The 25,970-nt window shown below is 66.8% G+C and carries 25 protein-coding genes and 1 riboswitch; of the genes, 15 read left to right on the plus strand and 10 right to left on the minus strand.

Going from position 1 to position 25,970, the window contains the following annotated elements; all coding sequences use genetic code 11:
• Both JANGC3_RS0102190 and ribB read right to left on the minus strand, forming a co-directional pair.
• Complete coding sequence (locus tag JANGC3_RS0102190; RefSeq protein WP_026132436.1) at nucleotides 1-819, minus strand: MlaE family ABC transporter permease; 819 nt, start codon at nucleotides 817-819, stop codon at nucleotides 1-3.
• 205 nt (nucleotides 820-1,024) lie between these two features.
• A complete protein-coding gene (ribB, locus tag JANGC3_RS0102195; RefSeq protein WP_026132437.1) occupies nucleotides 1,025-1,678 on the minus strand; it encodes a 3,4-dihydroxy-2-butanone-4-phosphate synthase in 654 nt (217 codons plus the stop codon).
• Between the two features lie 97 nt (nucleotides 1,679-1,775).
• Nucleotides 1,776-1,917, minus strand: a riboswitch (FMN riboswitch).
• A 172-nt stretch (nucleotides 1,918-2,089) separates the two neighbouring features.
• Between ribB and JANGC3_RS0102200 the strand changes: the two genes are divergently transcribed.
• Both JANGC3_RS0102200 and JANGC3_RS0102205 read left to right on the plus strand, forming a co-directional pair.
• Nucleotides 2,090-4,900, plus strand: a complete 2,811-nt coding sequence (locus JANGC3_RS0102200; RefSeq protein WP_026132438.1) for a M16 family metallopeptidase — start codon at nucleotides 2,090-2,092, stop codon at nucleotides 4,898-4,900.
• A gap of 118 nt (nucleotides 4,901-5,018) precedes the next feature.
• Complete coding sequence (locus tag JANGC3_RS0102205) at nucleotides 5,019-5,219, plus strand: hypothetical protein (RefSeq protein ID WP_017874849.1); 201 nt, start codon at nucleotides 5,019-5,021, stop codon at nucleotides 5,217-5,219.
• A gap of 86 nt (nucleotides 5,220-5,305) precedes the next feature.
• On the opposite strand, the gene JANGC3_RS0102210 is transcribed toward JANGC3_RS0102205, so the two are convergent.
• Entirely contained in the window at nucleotides 5,306-5,923 is a 618-nt protein-coding gene (locus tag JANGC3_RS0102210; RefSeq protein ID WP_017874850.1) for a LysE family translocator, read from the minus strand.
• 109 nt (nucleotides 5,924-6,032) lie between these two features.
• On the opposite strand from JANGC3_RS0102210, the gene JANGC3_RS0102215 reads away from it, so the two are divergent.
• The 4 genes from JANGC3_RS0102215 to JANGC3_RS0102230 all read left to right on the plus strand — a co-directional run bounded on the left by JANGC3_RS0102215 (nucleotide 6,033) and on the right by JANGC3_RS0102230 (nucleotide 9,680).
• Nucleotides 6,033-6,926 carry a LysR substrate-binding domain-containing protein gene (locus JANGC3_RS0102215; protein ID WP_035787519.1) on the plus strand — a complete coding sequence of 298 codons (894 nt, stop codon included), beginning with the start codon at nucleotides 6,033-6,035 and terminating at the stop codon, nucleotides 6,924-6,926.
• Nucleotides 6,927-7,019: 93 nt separating this feature from the next.
• A complete protein-coding gene (locus JANGC3_RS0102220) occupies nucleotides 7,020-7,889 on the plus strand; it encodes a ThiF family adenylyltransferase (protein WP_017874852.1) in 870 nt (289 codons plus the stop codon).
• Nucleotides 7,886-9,013: a nitroreductase family protein gene (locus JANGC3_RS0102225; protein WP_017874853.1), complete on the plus strand. Its 1,128-nt coding sequence runs from the start codon at nucleotides 7,886-7,888 to the stop codon at nucleotides 9,011-9,013. The genes JANGC3_RS0102220 and JANGC3_RS0102225 overlap by 4 nt, the downstream gene beginning before the upstream one ends.
• Nucleotides 9,006-9,680, plus strand: coding sequence for an acyltransferase (locus JANGC3_RS0102230; protein ID WP_017874854.1), 675 nt, complete (start codon nucleotides 9,006-9,008; stop codon nucleotides 9,678-9,680). The genes JANGC3_RS0102225 and JANGC3_RS0102230 overlap by 8 nt, the downstream gene beginning before the upstream one ends.
• Before the next feature lie 25 nt (nucleotides 9,681-9,705).
• On the opposite strand, the gene JANGC3_RS0102235 is transcribed toward JANGC3_RS0102230, so the two are convergent.
• The 4 genes from JANGC3_RS0102235 to JANGC3_RS0102250 form a co-directional block, all read right to left on the minus strand.
• A complete protein-coding gene (locus JANGC3_RS0102235) occupies nucleotides 9,706-10,695 on the minus strand; it encodes an EDSAP-1 family PEP-CTERM protein (protein ID WP_017874855.1) in 990 nt (329 codons plus the stop codon).
• A gap of 429 nt (nucleotides 10,696-11,124) precedes the next feature.
• Complete coding sequence (locus JANGC3_RS0102240) at nucleotides 11,125-12,096, minus strand: EDSAP-1 family PEP-CTERM protein (protein WP_017874856.1); 972 nt, start codon at nucleotides 12,094-12,096, stop codon at nucleotides 11,125-11,127.
• A 119-nt stretch (nucleotides 12,097-12,215) separates the two neighbouring features.
• The gene (locus JANGC3_RS34035) at nucleotides 12,216-12,338 is read right to left on the minus strand and encodes a hypothetical protein (RefSeq protein ID WP_269746233.1); all 123 of its coding nucleotides are present in this window, start codon (nucleotides 12,336-12,338) and stop codon (nucleotides 12,216-12,218) included.
• A gap of 242 nt (nucleotides 12,339-12,580) precedes the next feature.
• Nucleotides 12,581-13,789: a glycosyltransferase gene (locus JANGC3_RS0102250; RefSeq protein ID WP_035787520.1), complete on the minus strand. Its 1,209-nt coding sequence runs from the start codon at nucleotides 13,787-13,789 to the stop codon at nucleotides 12,581-12,583.
• Nucleotides 13,790-14,046: 257 nt separating this feature from the next.
• On the opposite strand from JANGC3_RS0102250, the gene JANGC3_RS28150 reads away from it, so the two are divergent.
• Complete coding sequence (locus tag JANGC3_RS28150; RefSeq protein WP_017874858.1) at nucleotides 14,047-14,244, plus strand: hypothetical protein; 198 nt, start codon at nucleotides 14,047-14,049, stop codon at nucleotides 14,242-14,244.
• Here the strand turns inward: JANGC3_RS28150 and JANGC3_RS0102260 are convergent.
• Nucleotides 14,231-14,443, minus strand: a complete 213-nt coding sequence (locus JANGC3_RS0102260) for a hypothetical protein (RefSeq protein WP_017874859.1) — start codon at nucleotides 14,441-14,443, stop codon at nucleotides 14,231-14,233. The genes JANGC3_RS28150 and JANGC3_RS0102260 overlap by 14 nt on opposite strands.
• 541 nt (nucleotides 14,444-14,984) lie before the next feature.
• Between JANGC3_RS0102260 and JANGC3_RS0102270 the strand changes: the two genes are divergently transcribed.
• From JANGC3_RS0102270 to JANGC3_RS0102280, 3 genes are all read left to right on the plus strand, one after another.
• Entirely contained in the window at nucleotides 14,985-15,353 is a 369-nt protein-coding gene (locus tag JANGC3_RS0102270) for a hypothetical protein (RefSeq protein WP_017874861.1), read from the plus strand.
• A 76-nt stretch (nucleotides 15,354-15,429) separates the two neighbouring features.
• Entirely contained in the window at nucleotides 15,430-15,894 is a 465-nt protein-coding gene (locus JANGC3_RS0102275; protein WP_017874862.1) for an acyl-CoA thioesterase, read from the plus strand.
• Between the two features lie 40 nt (nucleotides 15,895-15,934).
• A complete protein-coding gene (locus tag JANGC3_RS0102280) occupies nucleotides 15,935-16,930 on the plus strand; it encodes a L,D-transpeptidase family protein (protein WP_327075780.1) in 996 nt (331 codons plus the stop codon).
• A gap of 7 nt (nucleotides 16,931-16,937) precedes the next feature.
• On the opposite strand, the gene JANGC3_RS0102285 is transcribed toward JANGC3_RS0102280, so the two are convergent.
• Both JANGC3_RS0102285 and JANGC3_RS0102290 read right to left on the minus strand, forming a co-directional pair.
• Nucleotides 16,938-19,820: a bifunctional diguanylate cyclase/phosphodiesterase gene (locus JANGC3_RS0102285; protein ID WP_017874864.1), complete on the minus strand. Its 2,883-nt coding sequence runs from the start codon at nucleotides 19,818-19,820 to the stop codon at nucleotides 16,938-16,940.
• A gap of 121 nt (nucleotides 19,821-19,941) precedes the next feature.
• The gene (locus tag JANGC3_RS0102290; protein WP_017874865.1) at nucleotides 19,942-20,751 is read right to left on the minus strand and encodes a hypothetical protein; all 810 of its coding nucleotides are present in this window, start codon (nucleotides 20,749-20,751) and stop codon (nucleotides 19,942-19,944) included.
• Between the two features lie 158 nt (nucleotides 20,752-20,909).
• On the opposite strand from JANGC3_RS0102290, the gene JANGC3_RS0102295 reads away from it, so the two are divergent.
• From JANGC3_RS0102295 to JANGC3_RS0102315, 5 genes are all read left to right on the plus strand, one after another.
• Nucleotides 20,910-21,185 (plus strand): hypothetical protein, encoded by a 276-nt coding sequence (locus JANGC3_RS0102295; protein WP_017874866.1) that lies wholly within the window; start codon nucleotides 20,910-20,912, stop codon nucleotides 21,183-21,185.
• 145 nt (nucleotides 21,186-21,330) lie between these two features.
• Entirely contained in the window at nucleotides 21,331-22,494 is a 1,164-nt protein-coding gene (locus tag JANGC3_RS0102300; RefSeq protein ID WP_017874867.1) for a GGDEF domain-containing protein, read from the plus strand.
• A gap of 296 nt (nucleotides 22,495-22,790) precedes the next feature.
• Nucleotides 22,791-24,248 carry a Ppx/GppA phosphatase family protein gene (locus JANGC3_RS0102305; protein WP_017874868.1) on the plus strand — a complete coding sequence of 486 codons (1,458 nt, stop codon included), beginning with the start codon at nucleotides 22,791-22,793 and terminating at the stop codon, nucleotides 24,246-24,248.
• A gap of 92 nt (nucleotides 24,249-24,340) precedes the next feature.
• Nucleotides 24,341-25,048, plus strand: coding sequence for a hypothetical protein (locus JANGC3_RS28155; RefSeq protein WP_017874869.1), 708 nt, complete (start codon nucleotides 24,341-24,343; stop codon nucleotides 25,046-25,048).
• A gap of 88 nt (nucleotides 25,049-25,136) precedes the next feature.
• Complete coding sequence (locus tag JANGC3_RS0102315; RefSeq protein WP_017874870.1) at nucleotides 25,137-25,904, plus strand: GNAT family N-acetyltransferase; 768 nt, start codon at nucleotides 25,137-25,139, stop codon at nucleotides 25,902-25,904.
• The last annotated feature ends 66 nt before the right edge of the window (nucleotides 25,905-25,970 follow it).

Below are 25,970 nucleotides of genomic sequence, written 5' to 3' on the forward strand. Positions count from 1 at the left end.
TTAATAGTAGTTGCCCATCAGGGAGGCGATTTCAATTAGCAGGATGACCGAGAACAGGCGCAGCATTTCGGACAGGCCGTGCACGCTGCGCAGGCGCATGATGCGGCGCCCGGCCGCGCTGTCGTCGTTGAACGACGAGGCCAGCGGGATCAGGCCGACGGCAAAGCTGAAGAAGACGATCTTGAGCATCAGGATCAGCGTCACGGCCGGGTTGAAGACCTGGCCGACCGTGCGCGTGTAGCCTTGCAGCGCCCACGGCGTGAAGCCGTAGATGGTCAGGTAGGCCAGCACCAGCGAGAGTACGCAGCTGACCGCGGCGAGCATCCAGACGGCGAACACGCCGGCCGCCACGCGCGGGAAGAATTCGCGGTGCAGCAGGTCGGCGCCCTCGCGCTGCATGGCGTCGAGGGTGCCGCGGGCGCGCAGTTGGGCGAACTCGATGCCGTCGGGCAGGGTGATGCGCAGCGCCACGAACAGCGCCGCCGTCAGCGGGATCAGTTCAAGCACCAACACGCGCACCACCATTTCAAGCGCGAAGCGCGACAGCCCGTAGCTGAGCGCTGTGACGACGACGATGCGGATCAGCACCAGGCTGATGAGCGCCGACAGCACGGTGAACCACATCAGGTTGGGCGCGGTGGCCAGCACCAGTTGGCGCGCCAGCGCGGGCCGGTGGGCGCGGCCGTAGGTGGATGGCGACAGCGCCAGTGAAAAAAACAGGACGGCGAAATGCAGCAGGCGCCACCAACTGCTCAGCCACGCCATGGCGGAGCGGTGCAGTCGCCTGAAGCCGGAGGAAAGTGATGCTTGTGAAGTCATGCTGTTATCTTAGCATCGGCGCCGCGGCGGCGCGGCGGATTCGCGACAAATTCGGGCGGCGGGGGGCAAGCATACCCGCGTTCAGCGGCTTCGCCGTTGAATTCATCAAAACCAAGGGCGTGACGCCGGGGCAGACCCTGAAGGTCTGACCCCGGTTTTTTGCCTCGGGTTGATTTTCAGCGTTGCCGGCTCGCTGGCGGTGGGGTTAGCTCGCTTCGCGGCTGCGCCACTCGATCATTTCGGCGATGGTCAGGATCGGCATGCCGTGCAGTTCGGCGAAGCGTTCGATGGCGTCGCCGCGCATCATGCTGCCGTCCGGGTTCATCAGCTCGCACAGCACCGCGGCCGGGTTCAGGCCGGCCATGATGGCCAGGTCGATCGAGCCTTCGGTGTGGCCGGCGCGCGCCAGCACGCCGCCGGGCGTGGCGCGCAGCGGGAACACGTGGCCCGGGCTGACCAGGTCGTGCGGCTTGGCCGCGCGGGCGACGGCGGCGCGCACGGTGGTGACGCGGTCGGCCGCCGAGACACCGGTGGTGACGCCCTCGCGCGCCTCGATCGACACCGTGAACGGGGTGCCGTAGCGGCTGCCGTTTTCCGGCGCCATCGGCGCCAGTTCGAGCGCGCGCACGGTGTCGGCCTGCAGGCACAGGCAGACGATGCCGCTGCATTCGCGGATCAGCAGCGCCATCGTTTCGACGCTGAGCTTGTCGGTGGCGACGATCAGGTCGGCCTCGTTCTCGCGGTCGAAATCGTCGAGCAGGATCACCGGGACGCCGGCGCGCATGGCCTCCAGCGCCGCGTGGATGCGACCCTCAAGGTCAAGGTGGGGGGAGGTCAGGGAAAAGTGATTGACTAACATGGGAAACGCTCCTCGCACAAATGGCGAAAAACGCTCCAGGGCAAGCGGATAGGCACAGCCACCCGCGTCGATCGCTCGACACGGGACTGCGGATACCGCACATCTTCTTTCATCCGGACTATACCGTCGGCTCTGGAGTCACACCAGATCTGCTGACCTTGCTTGCGCAAGCGCTCGCGGGCTTCACCGTTGCCGGTTTTACCGCCGGTGGGGAATCGCACCCCGCCCCGAAGACGTATTGTTACCGGCAAAATTGCCGGCGCGCCAAGTGTAGCAGAAGTTCCCCGGCGCCGCGGCGCGGTGCGCGGGCCGCGGCGCCGGGCTGTATTTTTTTCGCCGGCGCGCGCGAATCAAGCCCAAGCGCGGCGAATCGGTGTACCTTACGAAAATTCTTTCCTTACCTCGGCAAAAATGAACCTGTACCCTTTGCGAATTATTTCCGGCGCGGCCATGCTGGCCTTGTCCTTCCTGGCGCACGCCGCCATTACACTGGGCGACCCGCTGCCGGTCGGACCGCAGGTGCAGGTCGGCAAGCTGGCCAACGGCCTGACCTACTACATTCAAAAGAACGGCAAACCGGCCAACAAGGTCGAGCTGCGCCTGGTCGTCAAGGCCGGCTCGATGCTGGAGGACGACGACCAGCAGGGGCTGGCCCATTTCACCGAGCACATGGCGTTTAACGGCTCGACCAATTTCAAGAAAAGCGCGCTGATCTCGTATCTGCAATCGATCGGCGTCAAGTTCGGCGCCGACCTGAACGCCTACACCAGTTTCGACGAGACCGTCTACATCCTGCCGATTCCCACCGACAAGCAGGACAATATCGACAAGGGCTTCCTGGTGCTGGAAGACTGGGCCCACGGCCTGGCCTTGGACGACGCGGCCATCGACAGCGAGCGCGGCATCGTGCTTGAGGAACTGCGCCTGGGCAAGGGCGCCGACGACCGCATGAACAAGGTGTTGTTGCCGAAACTGTTCAACGACTCGCGCTACGGCAAGCGTTTGCCGATCGGCAAGGAAGCCATTCTGAAGCACTTCAAGTACGACGCGCTGCGGCGTTTCTACCGCGACTGGTACCGGCCCGACCTGATGGCCGTGGTGGTGGTCGGCGACATCGAGCCGGCCGAGGCGGAACAGATGATCCACAAGCACTTCGACAAGCTGAAAAACCCGGCCAACGCGCGCCCGCGGGTGTACGCCAAGGTGGCCACGCGCGCCCGCGACGAGGCACTGGTGGTGACCGACAAGGAGGCCCCCAACAATACCTTGTTGATCCGCTATCCGGTGCGGCCGATACGCACCGACGGGACCTTCGGCGGCTACCGCGAAAAGATGATTGAAAGCCTGTACGGCGAGATGCTCGCGGCGCGCATGCAGGAACTGACCCAGCAGGCCGAGCCGCCGTTCATCCAGGGCGGCAGCGGCATGGGCAAGCTGGTGCGCGGTTACCAGTCGTTCAGCGCCTACGCGCTGCTGGGCAAGGGCGGCGTGGCGCCGGCCGCCAACGCGCTGATACAGGCGGGCGAGCGGGTGCGCCGCTTCGGCTTTAGCGCCGTCGAGTTCGAACGTAGCCGCAAGAATATGTTGCGCAACTACGAGCGCAGCTACAAGGAACGCGACAAGTCCGACTCGGCCGGCTACACGGCCGAGTACATACGCAATTTCCTCGAACAGGAAGCGATTCCCGGCATCGAGAACGAGTACCGCTATGTGCAAGAGTTGCTGCCGCTGATCACGCTCGACGAGGTCAACCGGGCGGTGCGCGAGGCCTTGCCGCGGGACCAGAAAAAGCTGGTGGTGTTTATGGGTTCGGACCGCGGCGTGGTCGTGCCGACCGCCGCGGCCCTGCTGAAGGCGGTCGCCGCGGCGGAAAAGCTGGAGGTCAAGCCGCAGCAGGAGCGCGTGCTGGGCAGCACCGTGATGGACGCGCCGCCGCCGGCCGGCGGCATCGTCGCCGAACGGCGCGACGCGGCGCTGGGCCTGACCGAGTTGACGCTGAGCAACGGCGTGCGGGTGGTGCTGAAGCCGACCGACTTCAAGAACGACCAGGTGTTAATGGGCGCGACCCGCTTCGGCGGCCAGTCGCTGTTCAGCGACGCCGACGTGTTCAACGCCCGCTACGCCAGCGCCATCGTCGGCCAGATGGGCTTGAAGACTTACACGCCGACGGATTTGCAGAAAATCCTGGCCGGCAAGACCGTCAGCGTCGGCGCCTTTTTGGGCAACCTGAACGAGGGCGTCGCCGGCAGTTCCAGCACCGCCGACCTGGAAACCATGCTGCAACTGGTCTACCTGCGCTACACCGACGCGCGCCAGGACGACGCGCTCTACCAGTCCTTCATCGGCAAGCAGCAGGACCTGGCGAAGAACACGATGTTGCGGCCGGAGTCGGTGTTCGTCGACACGGTGCAGACGACGATGTATCACCACCATCCGCGCCTGGCGCGGGCGGCGCGGCCCGAGGATTTCGACAAGATCACGCTGGCGCGCGTGCTGGAGATTTACCGCGAGCGGTTTGCCAGCGCCCGCGGCACCACCTTTTTCCTGGTCGGCAGCTTCGACGTGGAGCAGATCAAGCCCTTGATCGCCACTTATCTCGCCAGTCTGCCGGCCGGCGAGGTGACGGCGGTCTACAAGGACCTGGGCGTGCGCCCGGTCAGCGGCGTGGTCAAGAAGGAGGTGCGCAAGGGCAGCGAGGCGAAGAGCACCATTTCAATCACCTTCAGCGGCGACGCCGAGTACACCGACGCCGGGCAGATGCAGGTGCAGGCGCTGGTGGAGGTGTTGAACATCAAGCTGACCGAGGTGCTGCGCGAGAAGATGGGCCTGATTTATGGCGGCGGCTTTCAGGGCGGGCTGAACAAGCTGCCCTACGGCAGCTATTCGCTGAGCGCCGGCTTGCCGACGGCGCCGGAAAATGTCGACAAGGTGATTGCCGCGACGTTCGCCGAGATCGAAAGGATGAAGCAGGACGGCCCGCTGGCGAGCGACTTGGCCAAGGTGCAGGAGAATTGGATCAAGAACCACCAGAAATCGATGCGCGAGAACAGCTACTGGCTGGGCCGCTTGCAGACGGCGCTGCTGCAGGGCAGCGACCCGGCCGCCATTCTCAGCTACGAGGAACGGGTCAAGGCGCTCCAGCCGGCCGAGTTGCAGGCGGTCGCCAAGCGCTACTTCAACATGGACAATTACGTCCAGGTGGTGTTGTACCCCGAGAAATAAGCGCGGGCGCCCTTGTTTTCCGCCTTGCTCGGCCCCGGCGTGGTTTCCCGTCCGGCCTATGCTGTTAAACTAGCGGCGCAGCACTGAATCATTGACACACCACGCATAGGGCAACAAGATGGCAAAGAAGAACGAAGAGTTGGATCCGGAAACACTGGCGTTGATACATTGGTGTATCGAAGTCGAAGGCTTCCTGGTGGCGGGCGGCGCAACGCAGGCCCAGGCCCAGGAGCATATTGAAGAGCAGGTTGAATGGTTCACCGACCAGTTCTATGACGGCTTGACGCCGGAAGAGGCGGCCAAGGAAGCGCTGGCGTAAGCCGGCGCCCCGTCGCGCTGCGCTGCGGGGCGAACGGCACCGCCAGGATCAGCAGCCTGTACGGCGGTTATCCGCGGGTCCATTCGTCAACGCGCCATCGGCGCCAGCGCCAGCGTCAGGCCGAGGCCGACCAGGACCGCGCCGATCCCCTTGTTGAGTACGTTTTGCCCGCGCAGCATCGCGCCGCGCAGGCGCTGGTCCGAAAAAAACAGCGCAACCAGGCTGAACCAAAGCCAGTGCGCCAGCGACATGAACAGGCCGTAGCCAAATTGCGCGGCCGTGGCGGTGTCGGCGCCGACCACCTGGGTGTAGGTGCTGAGCACGAACAAGGTGGTTTTCGGGTTGAGGGCGTTGGTCATGAAACCGCTGCGCAAGGCCGCCAACGCGCTGCCGGCGGGCTGGGCCGACAGGTCGGGTTGCAGTACCGCCTTGGCGACGAAGGTGCGGTAGCCGATGTAGACCAGGTAGGCCGCGCCGACCAGCTTGATGGCCAGGAACAGGCTGGGCGTGTGGGCGATCAGCAGTCCCACCCCGAGCATGGTGTAGAACACGTGCACTTGCACGCCGAGCGCGATGCCGGCGGCGGCCAGCAGCCCGGCGCGGCGGCCGTGCAGGTAACTGTTGCGCGTGACCATGGCAAAGTCGGCGCCGGGGCTGATCACGGCCAGGATGGTGATCACGGCTACTGCGAGCAATTCGGTCATGGCGTTTCCTTGTGGTGAGCCCGGCGTGCCGGGAAAACCCATTTTTGCCGAATTCGGGTGGGGTGAAAATCGATGTATACTCAAGCAAATACTTGAGGAAAAATCACAGATGGCATTGCATGCCCCATCCTTGAACGCGGTGCGCATGTTCGCGGTCGCGGCCCGCCACCTGAGTTTTGTGCGCGCCGCCGACGAGTTGCACCTGACGCACGGCGCCGTCAGCCGCCAGATCAAGCTACTCGAGGAGACGCTCGGCGTAGCCTTGTTCGAGCGCCGCAATCGGGCAGTTTTTCTCACGCGCGAGGGCGCCGCCTTCAAGCTCACCTGCGACGACGTGATGGCGCGCCTGGCCGAGGGCGTGCGCGCCATCCAGCAAGCCGCGCCGCAGCGGCCGCTGGTGTTGTCGTGCGAGCCGACGCTGGCGATGCGCTGGCTGATTCCGCGCCTGGGCGCTTTCCGCGCCACCTTCCCGCAGATCGAGCTGCACCTGTTCGCCGCCGGCGGCCCGGTGCAATTCCAGCGCGGCCATGTCGACCTGGCGCTGCGGCGCAACGACTTCGCCTGGGGCGCCGGCTGCCACGCCGAGCCGGTGGCGCGGGAGTGGACCGCGCCGGTGTGCGCGCCGGCGTTGTTGCAGGGCGGACAGTTGCATCTGGAGCGACAGGGCCTGCTGCACACGCAGTCGCGACCGGACGCCTGGCAGCGCTGGGGCGCGGCGAGCGGGCGCCCGGTCGCGGCGGCCACGGCGGCGCGCTACGAGCATTTTTATCTGAGCCTGCAGGCGGCCGGCGCCGGCCTGGGCGTGGCCATCGGCTCGGTCTACATGGTCGAGGAGGAACTGGCCAGCGCGCGCCTGGTGGCGCCGCCGGGCGGTTTCGTCGAGGACGGTTCGGTGTATTTCCTGCTCTCGCCGACGCCTTTCGAGGGCGACGAGCGGCGCCAGACGGTGCTCGGCTGGCTGCGGCGCGAGCTGGCGGCGACGTTGGCGGCCGTCGTGCGTTAAATAAACTGTTTTTTTGCGGAACTTTTTACCTGGGCCGTTGATCCAATCTCCTTAGAGCCGCTGGCAAGCTCGGCTGTAATCAAGGAGGTGAACATGACAGGCAGTTTTTCTTACCGCGACGCTTTCTCGCGCAACATCGGCTGGGTCACGCCGGCCGAGCAAGAGCAGTTGCGCCACAAGCGCGTCGCCATCGCCGGCATGGGCGGGGTCGGCGGGGTGCACCTGCTGACCTTGGCCAGGCTCGGCATCGGCGCCTTCCACATCGCCGATTTCGACCATTTCGACATCGCCAACTTCAACCGCCAGGTCGGCGCGACGATGTCGACCCTGGGCCGGCCGAAGGTCGACGTGCTGGCCGAGATGGCCAGCGACATCAATCCCGAGATGGCGATCACGCGCTTTCCCGACGGCGTCAACGGCGCCAACCTGGAAGATTTTTTCGCCGGCGTCGACCTGTACGTCGACGGCCTGGATTTTTTCGCCTTCCGCGCCCGCCAGGCGACCTTCGCCATGTGCGCCCGGCTCGGCATTCCCGCGATCACGGCGGCGCCGCTGGGGATGGGCACGGCCTTGCTCAATTTCATGCCGGGCCGAATGACGTTCGAGCAATACTTCGGCTGGGGCGAGCTGCCCGACGCCGAGAAGGCGCTGCGCTTCCTGGTCGGCTTGGCGCCGGCGGGCCTGCACGGCGCCTACCTGGTCGACCCCTCGGCCATCAACCTGAAGGAGCAGCGCGGGCCGTCGACCATCATGGGGTGCCAGTTGTGCGCCGGCGCCGCCGCCACCGAGGCGCTGAAGATCCTGTTGCGACGAGGAAAAGTGCTTGCCGCGCCGCATGGCGTGCACTTCGATGCCTTCCGCAACAAGCTGGTGCGCACCTGGCGCCCGGGCGGCAACCGCCATCCGCTGCAGCGCCTGGCGATGATGATAATCAAGCGCCGCAGAGCGGCGGAAAGGCCATGACCATGCTGCTCGACGGCACCCTGGAACGCATCCTCGACCTGGCGCGCTGGGCGCCCAGCGGCGACAACACCCAACCCTGGCGCTTTGAAATCGTCGACGAGCGCCACATCGTCGTGCACGGCTTCGACACGCGCGCGCACTGCGTCTACGACCTCGACGGCCACCCCAGCCAGATCTCGCTCGGCGCCTTGCTTGAGACCATGGCGATCGCCGCCAGCGGCTACGGCCTGCGGTTACGCGCCCAGCGGCGCGGCGGCGCCCCCGAGCACTTGCCGACCTTCGACGTCGCGTTCGAGGCCGCGCCGCGCCAGCCCGCCGATCCGCTGTCCGGCTACATCCAGCGCCGCAGCGTGCAGCGCCGGCCGCTGCGCACGCGCGCGCTGAGCGCGGTGGAAAAAAGCGCGCTGGCCGCCGCCTTGCCCGAGGGCTACCAGATCGTCTGGCTGGAGGGCTTCGGCAAGCGCCTGGCGGCGGCGCGGCTGATGTTTGCCAACGCCAAGCTGCGCCTGACCATGCCCGAGGCGCACCAGGTGCACCGCGCGGTGATCGAATGGAACGCCCGTTACAGCGAGGACCGCATTCCCGACCAGGCGCTGGGGGTCGATCCGATGACGAGCAAACTGATGCGTTGGATCATGCAGAGCTGGCGCCGGGTCGAATTTTTCAACACCTTCCTGGCCGGCACGGTGGCGCCGCGCATCCAGATGGACTTGATTCCCGGCCTGGCCTGCGCCGCCCATTTCGCGCTGGTCGCCACCAAGCAGCCGCGCTCGATCGACGACTACGTGGCGGCGGGGCGGGCGATGCAGCGCTTCTGGCTGACCGCGACCCTGCTCGAACTGCAACTGCAACCGGAACTGACGCCGCTGATCTTCGCGCGCTACGTGCGCGAGGGCAGGATGTTCTCGCGCGTGCCCGGCATGCAGGAACACGCCGGCGCGTTGGCCGCGCGCTGCGCCGCGCTCATCGGCGAGGACTGCGGCCAGCGCGCCGTGTTCATGGGACGCATCGGCGCGGGCGCCGCGGCGCGGGCGCGCTCGACGCGCCGGCCGCTCCAGGATTTGTTGGTACAGGGCGGGGGCAGGGGCGGGGGCGGAGCCGGTTCCGGCAGACGCCATGCGTGAGATCAAGGCAAGCCAGATCCTGTTTTTCCTGTTGCTGCTGGCGCTGGTGTTGGCGCTGGCGCTGGCCAGCACCGCGTGCTTGTTCGGCGACCTGCCGCTCGGCGACTTCCGGGGCGTGGCGCTGGTCGCCGCCGCCGTGCTGCTGAACTATCTGTACGCGTTTGCCGTCTACCGCTTGTTCCTGTGCTGGCTGCCGCTGTTGGACGGCGACGTGGCGCCGGACTCGCGCGCCGAGTTCATCGCCAACGTCAACATCCTGTTTTACCTGATATTGTTTAATTCGTTGATCCGCACCCATGCGCTGCCGGTGCCGCTGATGCGCCTGGTCTACCTGGCGCTCGGCGCCCGGCTGGGCGGCAACACCTACAGCGCCGGCGCGATCCTCGATCCGCCGCTGACGCGGATCGGCAAGAACACCATCATTGGCCACGACGCGGTGATCTTTGCGCATGTGATCGAGGGCGCGCGGCTGGAGTTGAAAACGGTACACATCGGCGACGGCGTGACGATCGGCGCGTCGGCGGTGGTGATGGCCGGCGTGCGCATCGGCGACGGCGCGATCGTCTCGGCCGGCGCCGTCGTCACCAAGGATAGCCAGATCGGTCCCGGCGAGGTGTGGGGCGGGATTCCGGCGCGCCTGCTGAAACGCGGCGGGCCGCCCGGCTGAGGCGGGCCGGCCCGGGCGTATGTGCCTATGCCGCCGGGCGCGCGCCGCGGCGGCCGCCGAGGCACAGGCCGGCCAGCCCCAGCCCCAGCAAGGCCAGCGTGCCCGGCTCCGGCACTTGCTGCGTGATGACCAGGTCGACGCTTTCTATCGTATTCAAGGTCAGCGTATAGTTGCCGGCGCTTAAGGGAGTGGTCAGCGCGGCGAACGCGGCGCCGCAAGCGGTCGAGGTGCCGGTGCCGGTCGGTACGGGGCAGGGACTCGGGTTGAAGGTAAACGGCGTGCCCTTGGTCAGGGTACTGGTCGACAGGTTGGTGTTCAGGTTGGCCCCGTCGGCGCTCTCGGCGCCGCCGAAGATGCCCGAGCCGAGCACGCCATCCGGGGTCCAGTTGAAGACGTTGACCCCGGCCGCGTTGGTGATGCTGAACGACACCACCAGGTTGGCGGTCGCGGTGGAGCCGAGACCGGCCATCGCGTCCAGAAACACCGCCATGTAGGGATCGGCACTGAAGTTGAAGGACAGCGTCGCGGTTGGCGAGGCAACCGAGAACAGCACGGAAAGACCGGTGGTGGAGCCGTTGCGCCCGGACGCGTCGGCGGTGCCGGCGCCCGCCAGGAAGGCTTCGGCGACGTTGGCCTTGTGGGTGCTGGTGGCGCCGGGCGGAAAGGGCCGGAATTGCGTGCTGATGATCTGGGCGTCGCCGCGCGAGTACGACGGGCCGCCCTGGCCTTGCGGAGTGAAATTGTTCTCGCCCTTGGTGACGGCGCCGAGCGCCGACTGCGGCGCGTCGAGGAAGCCGGCGCCGCCGCGGATGACGCTGGCGGCGCCCAGCGTCGCCGTCGAGCGCGAGACGGTGGTGACGCCGGCCACGCTGACCACGCCGGTGGGATTGTTAATGATCAGGCCGAATACATTGTTGTAGGAGTAGCCGTAGGCGGCCGCGCTGGCGTTGCCGGTGGCGCACAGCAGGGCGATGGCGGCGGCGGCCGGGATCAGTTTCAGGGACGACAGTTTCATTTTAGATGCCTCGCATGGTCGGGTGGGTCAAAAGGAACATCGCTGGGCCCCTGATTGGCGGGACTTACATATGACTATGCAAGTTTCCTGCCAGGATAGATATGTGCATGAAAATCAACAACTTAGTGTTTTAGCATCCTCGATGCTGGACGTATTTTCATTAAGATGTAAAGAAGGCTGACGGCAATTCGACGCTGCCTGAATCGGGCGTGGCTGCCGCTTCCGTTGCCGGCACAGCGTCGTAATAAGCACGCCGTGGAATGTGCTCTGTGATACACAGGGCCCGCAAATGCGGACGCAAAAAAAGGCGGGGGAGTTCCCCGCCTTGTTGCTCAAGTGCCGTCGCGCGGATGCCGGGCCGCGGCGGCCAGCGTAATCCGACCGATGAAAAGCGTGCCAATTTAACGGCTGGGGAGTTCCCCGACTTGTTTAGGCCTTGCGGCGCTTGCTGACGCACAAGCCGGCCAGGCCCAGTCCCAGCAGGGCCAGCGTGCCAGGCTCCGGCACCGCCGTCTTGACCAGATCGACGCTTTCCACCGCGTTCAGGGTCAAGGTGTAGTTGCCCGCCTCCAAGGCGTTGGTCAGTGCCGTGTAGGCGCCGCCGCAACCGGTGCCGGTGCCTGGCGCCACCGGTACGGGGCAGCCCGTTGGATTGTAGGTAAACAACGAGCCGCGGGTGAGGAAGTTGGTCGACAGATTGGTGTTCAGACTGGCCGCGTCGGCGGTTTCGACGCCGCCCGTGATGCCGGAGCCGACCACGCCGTCCGGCGCCCAGACGAAGATGATGGCGCCGGCGGCGTCGGTGATGGTGAAGGTCGCCACCAGGTTGGCGGCGGCCGACGAACCGGGGCCGGCCAGGGTTTGCAGGAATACCTGCATGAAGGGATCGGCCTGGAAGTTGAACCGCAGCGTCGCCGTTGGCGAGCCAACGACGAAATTGACGGAGAAACCGGTGGTCGAGCCGTTGCGGCCGGACGCGTCGGCCGTGCCGGCGAAGTCCAGGTGGGCCTCGGCCACGTTCACCGCCTGGGTGCTGGTGGCGCCGGGCGGGAAGGGCGGGAACTGCGTGCTGACGATCTGGGCATCGCCGCGCGAGTAGGTGCCGACCGGGCCTTGCTGCTGGAAATTGTTTTGGCCGAGCGCGACGGCGCCCACCGCGGCTTGCGGCGCGTCGAGCATGCCGGAGCCGCCGGTGATGACGCTGGTACCGTTCAGCGTCGCCGTGGCGCGGGAAATGTTGGTGGTGCCGGCAACCGATACCACGCCGGTCGGATTGGTGACGGTCAGGCCGAAAATATTGTCGTAGGAGTAGCCATACGCGCCCGCACTGGCGCTGCCGGCCGCACTCATCAACACCAGGGCGGCTGCCACCGGGATGAGTTTCAGTTTAAACAGTTTCATAACGATACCTCACTGATAGTCTGGTTGATTGACGTTCATTGTTTTGCGCCGCCTGGTAGAACGAGCCGCACAGCCAGTACGCAGCGAAATTCGTGCCAGAGTGAAGAATGCCAACAAAATCAAACGCTTACGCGCGTTTTCCGGAGCGGCCCGGCGTTGCGCTCGAGGCGGCTGTAAAGAAAGCCGACGGCTGCGCGGCAGAAGGCGAGCATTTCCCGGCTCTCTTTGATCGAGCCGATCATCGACTCCGCAAGGGTGCGGCGACTGCCAATAAGGTTAACTGCGTTGATTGGTGGTGTCGCCGCGTCCGGCAAGCCGCCGCCGCCGCGCTGGGCGCCACGCGATCGGCAGCCATCTCCGGCATTTTCGCTGGTGGTGCAGGCCTTGCGCTACGACGAACCAGCGACCGCTTCCACGACGCGGTGAGGTGCATCTTCGCCGAAAAAACGCTCGGGGTGGCGGGGGAAGGGGGGGGGGGGCGCCCTCATCTGGCGGCCGGCAGCGTATCGAGCAGCGCCGTCAGGCGCGTGCCGGGCTGGTAGGCGCGAAACTGGCGCGCGACGGTCTTGGCCGCCGCCGCCGCGCCGGCGTCGTTCAGCATGGCCTCGGCGCAGCCGCGTAGCGCCCGCTCGCTGAAACGGTCGGCGCGCAGCAGCGTGCCGGCGCCGGCGGCGACGACGCCATGCATGTTCAGGAACTGGTCCAGATTGCTGGCGATGCCGATCACCGGCACGCCGGCGGCCAGCGCCTGCTGGCTGGTCGGGCTGCCGCCGTTGCATAGCACCAGGCGGGCGCGGCCGGCCGCTTCGGCGCCGGGCAGGAACGGCGCGACGAAGGCGTTGGCGGGGATGTTGTCGAGTTCGATATTGCCGGCCGTCGCGGCCAGCACCGTGACCGGCAGCGGCGCCAGCGCGCGCAGCACTTGTGGCAGCAGCTGGCCCTGGCCGGAACTGCCCAAGGTCACGTACAGCACCGGCTTGTCTTGCGGCAGGTCGTTCCACCACTCCGGCGTCGACAGCGGCGGCGACCAGATTACCGCTCCCAAATAGGAGTGGCTGGCGGGCAGCCCGCGCGCGGGAAACAGCTCGGGGATGTCGGCGTAAACGGTATGGTCGGCGTCGGTATAGACCCGGCGCAGATCGGGGCCCAGCGAGGCCAGTCCGTGTCGACGCCGCAGCCGGTTCAGCGGCACGGTGTGGCTGGCGAAGGCCAGCGGGCGCACCATGCGAAACAGTGCGTTGGCCAAGGGGATCGGCAAGGCTTTGGTCAGCGGAAGATTGGGTACTTCGTAGTGCTGCCGCACGTACGGACTCCAGTAGGCGTTGCTCAGCGCCACGTAGGGCAGCCTGGCCAGACGCGCGCTGACCGACAGCGACAGTCGAAAGTCGCCCAGCACCACGTCCGGCCGCACCTCCTTGAGTAGTCGCAGGTCGTCGTCGACGTACTGCGACAGCGTCGCTTCACTGTAGACGGGTTTGCCTTTCGCCAAAGCCTGCAGGAACTGGGCGCTGGAAATACTGTCGATGCGCCAACGCGTGAAGCCGCTGTCCTTGAAACAAAAGTCGTACCCGTCGGCGCAGGCGAAATGGATGTCGAAACGCTGCGGATCGAGCATGTGCGCCAGGGCGAGCGGCCTGCCGACATGCGCCAGCGTAACCGCCTCGGCAACAAAAAGAATCCTCTTTCGCTCCATACTCGGCACCTCCGGGTGAACCGATTGTACGGCCCGATCTGGTCGCCAGCAAACATGACCGAAGGTATCGAATCGCCGGCGCGGGTGTGGCCGCGCGCGCAACGCTGCGCCAGTCGCCGCCACTTGCGGGTAGTCTGATGGAAGGGCGCGGCACGCTGTCGTGCGCGCCACCGGCCTTGATCGCGCACAAACGCGCCGCTCGGGCACTCGCTAACATGGCTTTTGCGCAGTTTGCACTAGGCTGAACTGGAGGGACTATGACAACACAGACCAATATCGGCACGGGCGGCGGCGACGGCGGCGTCGCCAGACGGGCGCATTCGACGCCGGAACCGGAAATTCCGCCACCGGACAAGGATCCCGAGCACAGCCCGGTTCCCGAGGAAGATCCGATCCCCGAGCCGGTGCCGGTAAAAGAGCCGACGCCGCCGCAGGCGCCCATCAAGGCGTGGTAGCGTTTCCCGCCCGGCGTTTCCGGCCGGGCGGGGCGGCGTCGTCCTTGCCGCGCGGACGCGTCTCCGGTAGCGGCGGAATCTGTTTGATGATCTCTTCCGTGTCTTTTTGCCCCGGGGTTTTTTCGCCGCTGCCAATGTCCGGTTCGTCCCACAGATGCTCGCCCCGCTCCGGGCCTGGCCGCCCGCTGGTCTGGTTCATCGTGTCCCCTCCTGTGCATGAACGCGGCCGCAGGGAAAATCGCTACCCGGGAAAGCCGCTGCGGCGCGCGACTGCCTGCGTCCATCCTAGCAGCGCCCGGCGGCGCGCGGCGCGCGATATGGGCGGCCCTGCCATCGCGCGGGAATGATTTCAGAAGCACATTTTTGCGCCCGAATATGTTGCTCGGTAGCTACACAGTTGACTGTATCTGCGGTGCGTCACGCGGCCGTCATGAAACTGTTCATATAATAAGACATCACCATCATTCTTGTAGCGGAGACCAGCATGGGCAGTTCCTTACACAATAAGATTTATCTTGGCAGGCGCGCCCGGGCGTTCAATTCCAGAGGCGTCGCGGCGCTGGTTTTCCTGGCCTTGCTGGTGTGCTCGGGGCTGTTTTGGGCCGGCATGCACGCGCTGGCATAAGCGTAGCGCACGCCGCGTGCGCCCGTCGTGCGCGGCGTAAATGAATTGCCTGTTGCCGATGCGCTGCCGGGCGCGTACCATGGGGGCCGAATTGGCTGTCCCTTATGGAAATGTAATGAAGAACGAGAAACTCACAACAGACGAATATGACGCGCTCGAGCAGGTTGCGGCCGGCATCAAGACCGAACGCGTCAGTGCCTGCGTGGCGCGCAACACCAAGCGCCTGTCCGGCCTGAAGCTGCTTAGCTTCCGCGGCGACGGCCGCCTGTCGATCACCGACAAGGCCCAGCAACTGCTGTTCGTGCGGCGCTGTATCAACGGCCTGCGCGCCATCGCCGCCGACCCGCTGGCGCCGCTGGAAAAGGACGTCGCCTACTTCCTCGGCAAAAAAGCCCACATCATCGCGCGCGAAGCGGGCGCAGGCTACGACATCAGCGACAAAGGCCGCGAATCGCTGGTCGACATCGGCACCCTCGGAATGTAAGAATCGGCAAGAAGTAAACGGCGCGGCGCCATGCCGGCGCGCGCCATCCACATGGAGAGTTCGCTTGGACAATGCAATGAACTGGTCGGCGCACGAGCTGACCATGACGGTTCTGATGACGCCCGACATGGCGAATTTCTCCGGCAACGTACACGGCGGCACCATCCTGAAATACCTCGACAGCGTCGCCTACGCCTGCGCCAGCCGCTATTCCGGCAGCTACGTCGTCACGCTGTCGGTCGACCAGGTCATGTTCCTGCAGCCTATCCACGTCGGCGAACTGGTGACGTTCCTGGCGTCGATCAACTATACCGGCACCACGTCGATGGAAGTGGGTATCCGCGTCGTCACCGAAAACATCCAGCAGCGCCTGGTGCGCCACGCCAACAGCTGCTACTTCACGATGGTGGCGGTGGACGCCGAGCGCAAGCCGGTCGCCGTGCCGGCGCTGGAACTGGTGACGCCCGAGCAGGTGGCGCGCTTCGAGCAGGCGCAATTGCGCAAACTGTCGCGCAAGAAAGTCTCCGGCGCTAAAAAGTAAACCAGGGTAATAACGCACCATCGGGCCAAGAAGAGTTTTGTTGAGATCACTGTTACTGTTGACTGCGTTTGCGTCCGTCTTTACCACGCTGGGCGCAGCCGCCGCCGCCGCTGCGCCCGCGCCCCGCCCGGCGCCGTTGGCGCCCGACGCGCTGACGCCGGCCCAGCGCGCCTTGCCGGTCGGCCCCGGCGCCAAGGGCGCCAACGTGTTGCGCGCGCGCATATTGCTGGACCGCGCGCACTATTCATCCGGCGAGCTGGGCGCTTCCTACGACGGCAATGTGCGCCAGGCCATCCGCGGCTTTCAAAAACTGAAGCAATTGCCGGTCACCGGCGTGATCGATAGCGCGACCTGGGCGCGGCTCAACGCCGACACCGCGCCGTTGCTGGTCGCCTACACGGTCAGCGCGCGGGACGCCGCCGGCCCGTACGCGCCGGTGCCGGCCGGCATGGCGGCGAAAGCCAAGCTCGGCGCGCTGGCCTACGCCAACGCGGTCGAGGCGCTCGGCGAAAAATTCCATTGCAGTCCGGCCTTGCTGAAGCGGCTCAACCCCGGCAAGGTGCTGGGCCGCGCCGGAGAAACGCTGGCGGTGCCGAACGTGGCTGCCGCGGCGCCGTTGCCGAAGGCGGCGACAATCCTGGTCGACCAGTCCGACGGCACGCTGACGCTGCTCGACGGCACCGGCATGCCGTTCGCGCAATTCCCGGCCAGCACCGGCAGCGCGCACGACCCCCTGCCGTTCGGCCAGTGGCAAGTGCGCGGCGTGGCCCGCAATCCGGTCTATCAATACAATCCGAAACTGTTCTGGGACGCCAAGCCGGGCGAGCTCAAGGCGAAGATCGCCGCCGGCCCGAACAACCCGGTGGGCGCCGCCTGGATCGAGTTGAGCAAGCCGCATTACGGCATCCACGGCACGCCGGAGCCGGGCAACATCGCCAAGACGCAATCGCACGGCTGTATCCGCCTGACCAACTGGGACGTGCTGGCGCTGGCGAAAGTGGTGGTGCGCGGCGCCGTGGTGCTGTTGCAGGAATAGCCGCGCGCTAACGCGTCACCAGGCGCGGCTGCGGCAACGCCGGCGCCGGCGCCAGCCGCAGGCCCTGGCGCAGCATCTGTTCGAACTGTTCCGGCGGCAGCGGCCGGCTGAAATAATATCCCTGCATTTCGTCGCAGCCGTGCTGGCGCAGGTAGTCGAGCTGGGCCTCGGTTTCGACGCCCTCGGCGATGACGCGCAGCTTCAGGTTGTGGGCCAGCGCGATGATCGAGTCGACGATGGCGGCGTCGTCGGCGTCGTTGGCGATGTCGTTGACGAAGGTGCGGTCGATCTTCAGCACGTCGATCGGGAAGCGCCGCAGGTAGGAAAAGCTGGAATAGCCGGTGCCGAAGTCGTCGATCGACAGTTGCACCCCCAGCGCCTTCATCGCGTGCAACTGGTCGACCGCCACGCCGATGTCGTGCATGAACAGGCTCTCGGTCAGTTCCAACTCCAGGCAGGCCGGCGCCAGGCCGGTCTCGGCCAGCACGGCGGCGATCGAGGCCACCAGGTTGGCCTCGCTGAACTGGCGCGCCGACAGGTTCACGGCGATGCGCAACTGCCCCAGGCCGGCCTGCCGCCAAGCTTGGTTCTGGGCGCAGGCGGTGCGCATGACCCAGGCGCCGATCGGCACGATCAGGCCGGTTTCCTCGGCCAGCGCGATGAAGCGGCTCGGCGCCACCACGCCCAGCTCCGGGTGCTGCCAGCGCAGCAGCGCCTCGACGCCGACGATCAGGCCGCTCTTCAGGTCCAGCTGCGGCTGGTAGTGCAGCACGAACTCGTCGCGTTCGAGGGCGCTGCGCAGCGCCCCCTCGATGCGCATGCGCTCCTGCGCCGCCTCGTTCATCTGCGGGGCGTAGAACTGGAAGTTGTTGCGGCCCTGTTTCTTGGCGCAGTACATGGCGATGTCGGCCTGCTCGATCAGGTTTTGCTGGCCGCCGCCGGCGCCCGGGTAGACCGCCACGCCGATGCTGCAGGAGACGAACACTTCCTTGCCCTCCAGCGTAACCGGCTGCGCCACCTGGTCCATCAGGCGCTGCACCACCTCGCCGGCCAGCGCCTGCTCCGGGCGCTGGCCGAGGATGGCGACGAACTCGTCGCCCGACAGGCGCGCCACCGTGTCGCTTTCGCGCAGGCCGGCCTTCAGGCGCGCCGCCACGGTTTTCAGCAGCAGGTCGCCGGCCTTGTGGCCGAGGCTGTCGTTGATGAACTTGAAGCGGTCCAGGTCGATCAGCAGCACCCACAGCGGTTCGCCGCCCTGGTCGACGGCGGCGATCGCCTGGCCGAGGCGCTCGCGCAGCAGCGCGCGGTTGGGCAGGCCGGTGAGCACGTCGTGGTGGGCGATGTGGTGGATGCGCTGCTCCGACAGCTTGCGCTCGGTGATCTCGGCGCCGGTGCCGCGGTAGCCCTCGAAGTTGCCCTTGTCGTCGAACAGCGGCTCGCCATTGATGCTGAACCAGCGCATCTGGCCGTGCCGGTCGGCCATCGGGTACTCCAGGTCGGCGAACGGCTGGTGCGCCTTGACGGCGGCGATGTGCGCCTGGCCCCACTCGGACTCGCGCATCTCGGCGTTGTTGTCCCAGCGCGTCAGGCCGATGAAGCGTTCCAGCGGCATCTGCGACTTGTCGGCGAAGCCGCTGGTGATGTTGGTGAAGCGAAACTGCGCGTCCTGCTCCCAGTACCAGTCCGAGGACAGCGCCAGCAGGCGGCGGAAGCGCTTTTCGCTCTCCTGCAGCGCGCGCTCGGTGCGCTTGCGCGCGCGCACGTCGGCGCTCAGGCGCTCGTTGCTCAGCTTCAGGTCGACGGTGCGCTCGTCGACCAGGCGCTGCACCCGCCGCGAGCGCTGCGCCAGCGTCTGCACGAAGGCGGTCGTGAGCAGCGTGAACAGGATGCCGCCCAGCAGCGTCGAGAGCGAGCCGACGTGGTCGGCCAGGAAAGGCCGCGGCCGCGCCTGCACCCGCACGTGCCAGGGCCGGCCGGCGGCGTTGAAGCTGTGCTCCCTGCTGTCGCGGTAGTCGAACAGCAGCCAGCGCGGCAGCGGCGCGGCGGGCGCGTGCGCGGCGTCCGGCGCGCCGCTGCGGTAGATCAACTGGGCCGGGTCGGCGGCCGCGCTGGCGTACACGCTCAGCTCGATCTGCGGATCGCTGAGCAGGTCGGCGCCCTGCATTACCTTGTGCACCAGGCTGGTGGCGCGCACCACCGCGGCGGTGTCGCCGACCAGCGCGGCGCGGCGCTCGGCCAGCGTGGCCGTGGGCGCGCCCAGGCGGTACACCGGCGCGACGATGACGAAGCCGCGCTGGCGCGTGGTTTCCTGCGCCAGCGTCAGCAGCGCCGTCGCGCTCGCGCGCCCGCGCAGCAGCGACTGCTCCAGCGCCGCCAGCGAGAAGCGGTTCGGCGCCACGTCCATGCCCAGCGCCGCCTCGTTGCCGCGCATCGGTTCGAGGTAGTCGACCACCAGGTAGCTGGCGCGCCGCTGCGCCGGCACCAGCTTGCCGTCGCGCATTTCCGTCATCGCGTAGCCGGGATGCTCGCGCCGCAGCGCCGCCTCGAACGCGGCGCGCTCGGCGTGCGCCAGCACGCGGTGGAAGTTGAAGGCCTGGATGAAGGGGTAGCGCGCCAGCAGCGGCGCGGTGAACACGCGGAACTGCTCGCGCGAGACCGCTTCGACGGTGGCGAACAACTGGTTGGTTACCGTCAGCACCTCGACGGCGTCGTCGAGGCCCTTGTGCAGGGCCGTCGCGCGCAGGGTGGCGCGCTGCTGGAAGCTGAGCGCCATCTTGTCGTATTCGAGCCGGCTGACGGCGCTAAACAGCAGCGCCGTCACGCCCAGCCCGGCGCCCAGCGTCAGCGCGGCCGCGGCGGAGATCGACAGGGACAGGCGGCGACGCGGCATGGTTTTTTCCTACGGGTAAAAAAAGGGACGGCCGCGACTTGCCGCGGCTGCCGATAGTGTGTCATACATCGCCGCCCCCGGACAGTTCCCGACGTATAGTAATTGCGCATTTGCAACAAAATCAAGGCGGCGGGCGGCGCGGGCGCTGTGGCGCGGCGCGGCTCAGGCGCCGCACCACCAGCCGCGCCAGCAGCGGGTTGAGGAAGGCCAGGCCGAAACGCCGGCGCCATTCCACCAGGCTCAGCACCCGCAGCGCGCGCGAGGGCGCGGCGAAGGCGCCGCCCGTGGCCTCGTTGACGGCGAAGAGGATGCGGTTGTTGCCGGCGATGCCGTCGAACCAGCACAGGCGGTTGCGGAAGGTCAGGCGCAAGCGCCCCAGCATGGCCCGGTAGTGGCGGTCGTAGCTGAAGATGTTGGCCACCAGCACGCCGCCGGGCAGCAGCGCGCGGCGGCAGTCGGCGTAGAAGCGCGCGCTGCCCAGCGCCGGCGGCAGGCCGCCCTCGTCGAAGCCGTCGATCAGCAGCACGTCGGCGCTGGCCGGCGCGTGCGCCAGGTAGTCGACGGCGTCGGCGTGGACGATGCGAAAGCGCGCGTCGTCGGGCGGAATCAGGAACTGCTCGCGCAGCGCGATGACGTCGGCGCGCAGTTCGAGCACGGTGATGCGCGCCTCGGGCAGGTAGCGGTAGCAGAACTTGGCCAGCGAGCCGCCGCCCAGGCCGACCATGATAATGTGCCGCGGGCGCGGTTGGAACAGCGTGAAGCACATCATCGCGCGGGCGTAGCGCAGCACCAGCTCGTCCGGGCGCGAGAGCCGCATCTCGCTTTGGATCATGCCCGGCTTGAACTCCAGCGAACGGCGGTCGCCGCGGGTGTGCACCAGGGCCGGCTGGGGTGGTTCGGTCGGGGCGCGGTGGCGCAGGGGTTCTGGCATGCGAAATCAGTGGGTGGTGGTGGTCAATATTTTGTTTCGTGCATAGAATTCTGATAAGCTGCCTAAGCACCCCGTCGCGACAGCGCGGCGGCTGACCGATCCACGCAGCATACAGGATTCGGCGCGGCCGGCGCGGCGGCCATCATGGAGAGAAGCGTATGTTTTTGGACCACCCGACTATTACCGCGACCAACAGCTTTACCGAGCCGGACCGGATCGAGCGGCTGACCCGCGTCTACGGCTACACGGCGGCGCTGGCCGACCAGGCCGGGAATCATCTGTTCATTGAAAAAGTGGCGCAGATCCACGACCACAAGGGCACCCTGATCGTCTTTTGGCACGAGGCCCCCAGCGAGGACGAGAAGCAGTTTTTCGTGCAGGCCTGGGCCAGCAAGATCGGCGACGGCAGCAACAACGTCGAACACGAGATTTAAGCGCGCGGCGAAGAGCCGGGGTCGGACCCGCGCGGCTTGACCCCGGATTCACGGTGTCGGTTGACGGCGAGCCGACCACCGGGCCCCTGCAATCCCGGCGGTCGAGCCGCCCGCCATCGGCGCGCCCACCTTTTCCGGCAACGACATGGACATCAAAACACTGGTACTCGCTTTGGCGCTGGGCAATCTGAGCCTGTGCGCCGGGCTGTTCTTTTTCGGCTACGGCCGCGCCGCCTCGCCCGGCCTGTCGACCTGGTCGGCGGCCAAGCAATGCCAGGCGGTGGCCTGGCTGCTGCTGTACTTCCGCGGCATCATCCCCGACTTCCTCTCGATCCCGGTCGGCAGCGCGCTGCTGTTCGCCGGCGTGGCGCTGGACGCCGGCGCCTCGTGGGAGGCGGCCGGGCGCGGCGGCTGGCGCCGCGTGGTGCTGCCGGCGCTGGTGCTGGCGGTGGCCGGCTTCGTGCTGTGCTACGTGCTCGACATGGAGCAGGCGCTGCGCTCGGCCGTCGGCGCGCTGATCGTCGCGGTGTTCTTCCTGGCCGGCGTGGCGGCGCTGGCGCTGGGCTGGTCCGGCGCCGGCATGCTGCAGCGCTTCCTGGTGGTGACGCTGAGCGCGCTGGCGCTGGTGCTCGGCGCCAGCGGCGCGCTGCCGGCGGCGCTGCCGGACGGCTGGTCCTGGATCACCCCGGCCGGCATGCAGGCGGCCGGCCTCGGCGCGTTCTACCTGATGATGCTTAGCAACGGCTTTGGCTACCTGCTGCTGTCGCGCGAGCGCGGCGAACGCGAACTGGCCCGGCTCGAGGTGCTCGACACGCTCACCGACGTGCCGAACCGGCGCGGCTTTTACAACGCGCTGGCGCCGTGGATGGCGCTGGCGCGCCGGCCCGGCACGCCGACCGCGATGATCGTACTGAACCTGGACCACTTCAAACGCGTCAACGACAGCTACGGCCACCCGGTCGGCGACGCGGTGCTCAAGGCCATCGTCGACGTGTGCAAGAAGCAACTGCGCGACAGCGACCTGATGGGCCGCCTGGGCGGCGCCGAGTTCGCCATCCAACTGCCGCGCACCACCCTGGCCGACGCCCTGGTGGTGGCCGAGCGCGTGCGCGCCGCCGTCGAGCGGATGCCGGTGAAGACGGAGCGCGCGGTGATCACCCTGACCGCCAGCCTGGGCGTGACCACCATCCGCGCCGAGGACAGCAGCGTCAGCCTGTTCCAGCGCGCCGACGAAGCGCTGCAAGAAGCCAAGCGCGCGGGGCGCAACCGCGTCGTCGAAGCGCCCGCCGCCGCCCCGCTCGACGCCTGAGCGGCGCGGCAGCGACAAAGCCGGCCCTTGTCCCGGCTTCCGGGCGGCGTTGGCCGAACCGCGACGCGCCGCTCCCGGCCGACATTGTCGGGTAAGCCCCTTGGGTTAAGCCGACCCGCGGACGGCGCGCCCGCCGCTATTCAAATAAACGGTATAAACCATTCACAATGCAGTAGGATTCAGTCTGCGCGTTGCGCGCGGCGTGTCACCGGGCGGTCACATCGCTGGTGTAACGTGGGTGGATTTTTTCATCAAAAGCCTGTGCGAATCACGATAATAAAACATAAGAGGCTGGTATGTACGCTGCGGTTGACCTAGGTTCCAACAGTTTTCGCCTGCACATCGGCAAGCACGACGGCGACACCATCCGCGTGCTGAAAAGCGTGCGCGACCCGATCCGCCTGGCCGCCGGCCTGGACGCGAACGGCAATTTGACGGAGGCGGCGATGCAGACGGCGCTGACCTGCCTGAACAATTTCCGCATTATGCTGGCCGGCTACGAGCTTGACGCGGTGCGCGTGGTGGCGACGTCGGCCATGCGCGTGGCGCGCAACGGCGCGGTCTTCCTGCCGCTGGCCGAACAGGCCATCGGCCACCCGATCGAGATCATCTCGGGCGAGGAGGAGGGCCGCCTGATCTACATGGGCGTGGCCAACGCGCTGGCGCTGCCCGGCGAGCGCCGCCTGGTGGTCGACATCGGCGGCGGCTCGACCGAATTGATACTCGGGCGCGGCGCCGACATCGAACGGGTCGAGTCGTTCTCGCTGGGCACCGTCAAGCAGAGCCTGTCGTTTTTCGTCGGCGGGCGCATCGACGCGCCCTCGTTCGAGGCGGCCATCCTGTCGGCGCGCAGCCATTTCGAGGACGCCGCGCCGCCATACCGGCCGCAACACTGGAAGAACGCCTACGGCTCCTCGGGCACCATCCGCACCATCGCCGACATCATCGCCAAGAACAACCTGGGCCGCGGCGACCTGTCCGGTCCCAGCCTGGAGGCCTTGAAGCAGCGCTTCATCGCGTTCGGCCAGGTCGGTAAAATCGACATGCCGGGCCTGAAGCTGGACCGCGCCGGCACCATCGTCGGCGGCCTGGCGATTCTGATCGCGCTGGTGCACGAACTCGACATCGAGGCGATGGCGCCGGTCGAGGCCGGCCTGCGCATGGGCGTGATGTGGGACCTGTACCTGCGCTCGACCAAGCGCGACCGGCGCGAGCAGTCGGTCCAGGCCTGCCTGCAAAAGTTCCACGTCGACGAGGGCCGCGCGCTGCGCGTGGCCGAGAACGCGGTGGCGATGTACGCCCAGCTCAAGCCGAACACGGACGCGCTCAACAAGTGCCTGCGCTGGAGCGCCATGCTGCACGAGGTGGGCATGGCGGTGTCGCAGACCGGCTACCACAAGCACGCCGCCTACATCGTCGAAAACGCCGACCTGCCGGGCTTCACGACGCGCGAGCAGAAAACCATGAGCAAATTGATCATGGCGCAGAAGGGCAATCTGCGCAAAATCGGCGACGCGCTGGCCGAGCCGGACTTCGCCAAGGCGGTGCTGGCGCTGCGGCTGGCGATCCTGTTCATGCACGCCCGCATCGACGCCGATTTCAGCGAACTGCGCCTGCGCATGAAAAACCGCATCGAACTGGAAATCAAGCGCGACTGGGTGGCGCACCATCCAACGGTGTCGTTCTGGATCGAGAAGGAGCAGGAGTTGTGGGATGAAGTCGGGGTTGATTTCAGCATCCGCGCCACCGCTTAGCCAAGCCCCGTCCGAGGTTGTGCCGATATGGATCAAGCAATTTTTCCATAAATCGTATATATTGTTTATATTATTTACCAAATGGACAGAAAATGAGCAAAATCAGCGTATTGAAAACCGCCCAGCCCGCCATCGCCGCCGACGCCTCCGGCGCCGCCAACGGCCAAGGCTCGCCGTTCCCGACCACCGCGTCGATCGGCGCCGCCGCCGACAATGCCGGCGCCGCCGCCGTCGTCAAAGCCGCGCCGAAGCGCACCGCCAAGGCGCCGCTGAGCGCGCGCAAGGCGGTGGCCCTGGCCGGTCCGGATGGCGCCAAGCCGGTTGCCGTCAAAGCCAAGCCCGCCGCCGCGGTGAAGGCGGTCAAACCAGTCGCCGCCAAACCGGCCGCCGTCAAGGCCGCGCCGGAAACCGCCGCGGCCAAAGCCACGCCAGCGGCCGCGAAGGCGGCCGTTAAGCCCGCCGCCAAGGCGAAAGCGGCTGCCAAGCCGGCGCTGAAAGCGCCCGCCAAACCAGCGGCCAAGCCCGCCGCCAAGGCCGGCGCCAAGGTCGACGCCGCGGCGCTGGCCAAGGAAAAGGCCCGCAAGCCAAAACTGGTGCGCGACAGCTTCACCATGCCGGAGGGCGAATACGCGGTGCTGAGCCAGGTGAAAAAAGCCTGCCTGAAAGCCGGGTTCGAGATCAAGAAAAGCGAACTGCTGCGTATCGGCGTGGCGCTGATCAGCCAGATCGACATGGCGACGCTGCAGAGCGTGCTGTCGGCGCTGCCGCAGTTGAAGACCGGGCGTCCAAAGAAGGATTGAGGCAGCTCAGGGAAATGGCGCGCCGATGTCATTTCCCTGAAATAATTAACTAGTACGCTTGCTTCGTCTCTATAACCAAGGATGAAGCATGCAAAACTTAATCGCATCGGCCGACGTTAAGGGCCACGCCGCCAAACTGGTCCTCAGTGTGGCCAGCACCGCCGAAGAGCTGCGCGAAGTCCAGCGCCTGCGTTACAAGGTGTTTATCGAGACGATGGGCTTGACCGCGCTGGTGCGCGCCGACGGCCTCGACAGCGACGAGTTCGACGAGCACTGCGACCACCTGATCGTGCGCGACGCCGACACCCTGAAAGTGGTCGGCACCTACCGCGTGCTAAGCGCGGCGCGGGCCGGCAAGATCGGCCGCCTGTATTCCGAAAACGAGTTCGACCTGGGGCGCCTGAACAACGTGCGCGGGCGCATGGTCGAAGCGGGGCGCGCCTGCATCCATCCGAAATACCGCGGCGGCGGCGTGATCATGCTGCTCTGGTCGGGCCTGGCCGAATACATGCGGCGCGAGCGCTGCGACTACCTGGTCGGCTGTGCCAGCATCAGCCTGGCCGACGGCGGCCACAACGCGGTGGCGGTGTACCAGGCGCTGGCCGCCAAGCACATGGCGCCGTCCGAGTACCGCGTCACGCCGCACCTGCCGTTCCCGATCCACAAGGTGGAGGCGGCGCACAAGCCGCAAGTGCCGCCGCTGATCAAGGGCTACCTGCGCTCGGGCGCCTGGATTTGCGGCGAACCGGCCTGGGACCCCGACTTCGAAAGCGCCGACATGTTCATGATGATGCCGCTGGCAAACCTGGACGGCCGCTACGCCAAGCACTACGGCGTCGCCCCGGCCGGCCGGTAAAGCGCCGGCCGCCGCCCGGCGTCGGCTTACGCCGCGCCAAGCCGACCTGCGACGGCTTGGCGGCGC

The organism is Janthinobacterium sp. CG3 (assembly GCF_000344615.1).
In the GTDB taxonomy this organism is placed as follows: domain Bacteria; phylum Pseudomonadota; class Gammaproteobacteria; order Burkholderiales; family Burkholderiaceae_D; genus Janthinobacterium.

Excerpts from the sequence above, each read along its gene's own strand:
- JANGC3_RS0102190 (WP_026132436.1), bottom strand. The coding sequence starts at position 819 with ATGACTTCACAAGCATCACTTTCCTCCGGCTTCAGGCGACTGCACCGC.
- ribB (WP_026132437.1), bottom strand. The coding sequence starts at position 1,678 with ATGTTAGTCAATCACTTTTCCCTGACCTCCCCCCACCTTGACCTTGAG.
- JANGC3_RS0102200 (WP_026132438.1), top strand. The coding sequence starts at position 2,090 with ATGAACCTGTACCCTTTGCGAATTATTTCCGGCGCGGCCATGCTGGCC.
- JANGC3_RS0102205 (WP_017874849.1), top strand. The coding sequence starts at position 5,019 with ATGGCAAAGAAGAACGAAGAGTTGGATCCGGAAACACTGGCGTTGATA.
- JANGC3_RS0102210 (WP_017874850.1), bottom strand. The coding sequence starts at position 5,923 with ATGACCGAATTGCTCGCAGTAGCCGTGATCACCATCCTGGCCGTGATC.
- JANGC3_RS0102215 (WP_035787519.1), top strand. The coding sequence starts at position 6,033 with ATGGCATTGCATGCCCCATCCTTGAACGCGGTGCGCATGTTCGCGGTC.
- JANGC3_RS0102220 (WP_017874852.1), top strand. The coding sequence starts at position 7,020 with ATGACAGGCAGTTTTTCTTACCGCGACGCTTTCTCGCGCAACATCGGC.
- JANGC3_RS0102225 (WP_017874853.1), top strand. The coding sequence starts at position 7,886 with ATGACCATGCTGCTCGACGGCACCCTGGAACGCATCCTCGACCTGGCG.
- JANGC3_RS0102230 (WP_017874854.1), top strand. The coding sequence starts at position 9,006 with ATGCGTGAGATCAAGGCAAGCCAGATCCTGTTTTTCCTGTTGCTGCTG.
- JANGC3_RS0102235 (WP_017874855.1), bottom strand. The coding sequence starts at position 10,695 with ATGAAACTGTCGTCCCTGAAACTGATCCCGGCCGCCGCCGCCATCGCC.
- JANGC3_RS0102240 (WP_017874856.1), bottom strand. The coding sequence starts at position 12,096 with ATGAAACTGTTTAAACTGAAACTCATCCCGGTGGCAGCCGCCCTGGTG.
- JANGC3_RS34035 (WP_269746233.1), bottom strand. The coding sequence starts at position 12,338 with ATGATCGGCTCGATCAAAGAGAGCCGGGAAATGCTCGCCTTCTGCCGC.
- JANGC3_RS0102250 (WP_035787520.1), bottom strand. The coding sequence starts at position 13,789 with ATGGAGCGAAAGAGGATTCTTTTTGTTGCCGAGGCGGTTACGCTGGCG.
- JANGC3_RS28150 (WP_017874858.1), top strand. The coding sequence starts at position 14,047 with ATGACAACACAGACCAATATCGGCACGGGCGGCGGCGACGGCGGCGTC.
- JANGC3_RS0102260 (WP_017874859.1), bottom strand. The coding sequence starts at position 14,443 with ATGAACCAGACCAGCGGGCGGCCAGGCCCGGAGCGGGGCGAGCATCTG.
- JANGC3_RS0102270 (WP_017874861.1), top strand. The coding sequence starts at position 14,985 with ATGAAGAACGAGAAACTCACAACAGACGAATATGACGCGCTCGAGCAG.
- JANGC3_RS0102275 (WP_017874862.1), top strand. The coding sequence starts at position 15,430 with ATGAACTGGTCGGCGCACGAGCTGACCATGACGGTTCTGATGACGCCC.
- JANGC3_RS0102285 (WP_017874864.1), bottom strand. The coding sequence starts at position 19,820 with ATGCCGCGTCGCCGCCTGTCCCTGTCGATCTCCGCCGCGGCCGCGCTG.
- JANGC3_RS0102290 (WP_017874865.1), bottom strand. The coding sequence starts at position 20,751 with ATGCCAGAACCCCTGCGCCACCGCGCCCCGACCGAACCACCCCAGCCG.
- JANGC3_RS0102295 (WP_017874866.1), top strand. The coding sequence starts at position 20,910 with ATGTTTTTGGACCACCCGACTATTACCGCGACCAACAGCTTTACCGAG.
- JANGC3_RS0102300 (WP_017874867.1), top strand. The coding sequence starts at position 21,331 with ATGGACATCAAAACACTGGTACTCGCTTTGGCGCTGGGCAATCTGAGC.
- JANGC3_RS0102305 (WP_017874868.1), top strand. The coding sequence starts at position 22,791 with ATGTACGCTGCGGTTGACCTAGGTTCCAACAGTTTTCGCCTGCACATC.
- JANGC3_RS28155 (WP_017874869.1), top strand. The coding sequence starts at position 24,341 with ATGAGCAAAATCAGCGTATTGAAAACCGCCCAGCCCGCCATCGCCGCC.
- JANGC3_RS0102315 (WP_017874870.1), top strand. The coding sequence starts at position 25,137 with ATGCAAAACTTAATCGCATCGGCCGACGTTAAGGGCCACGCCGCCAAA.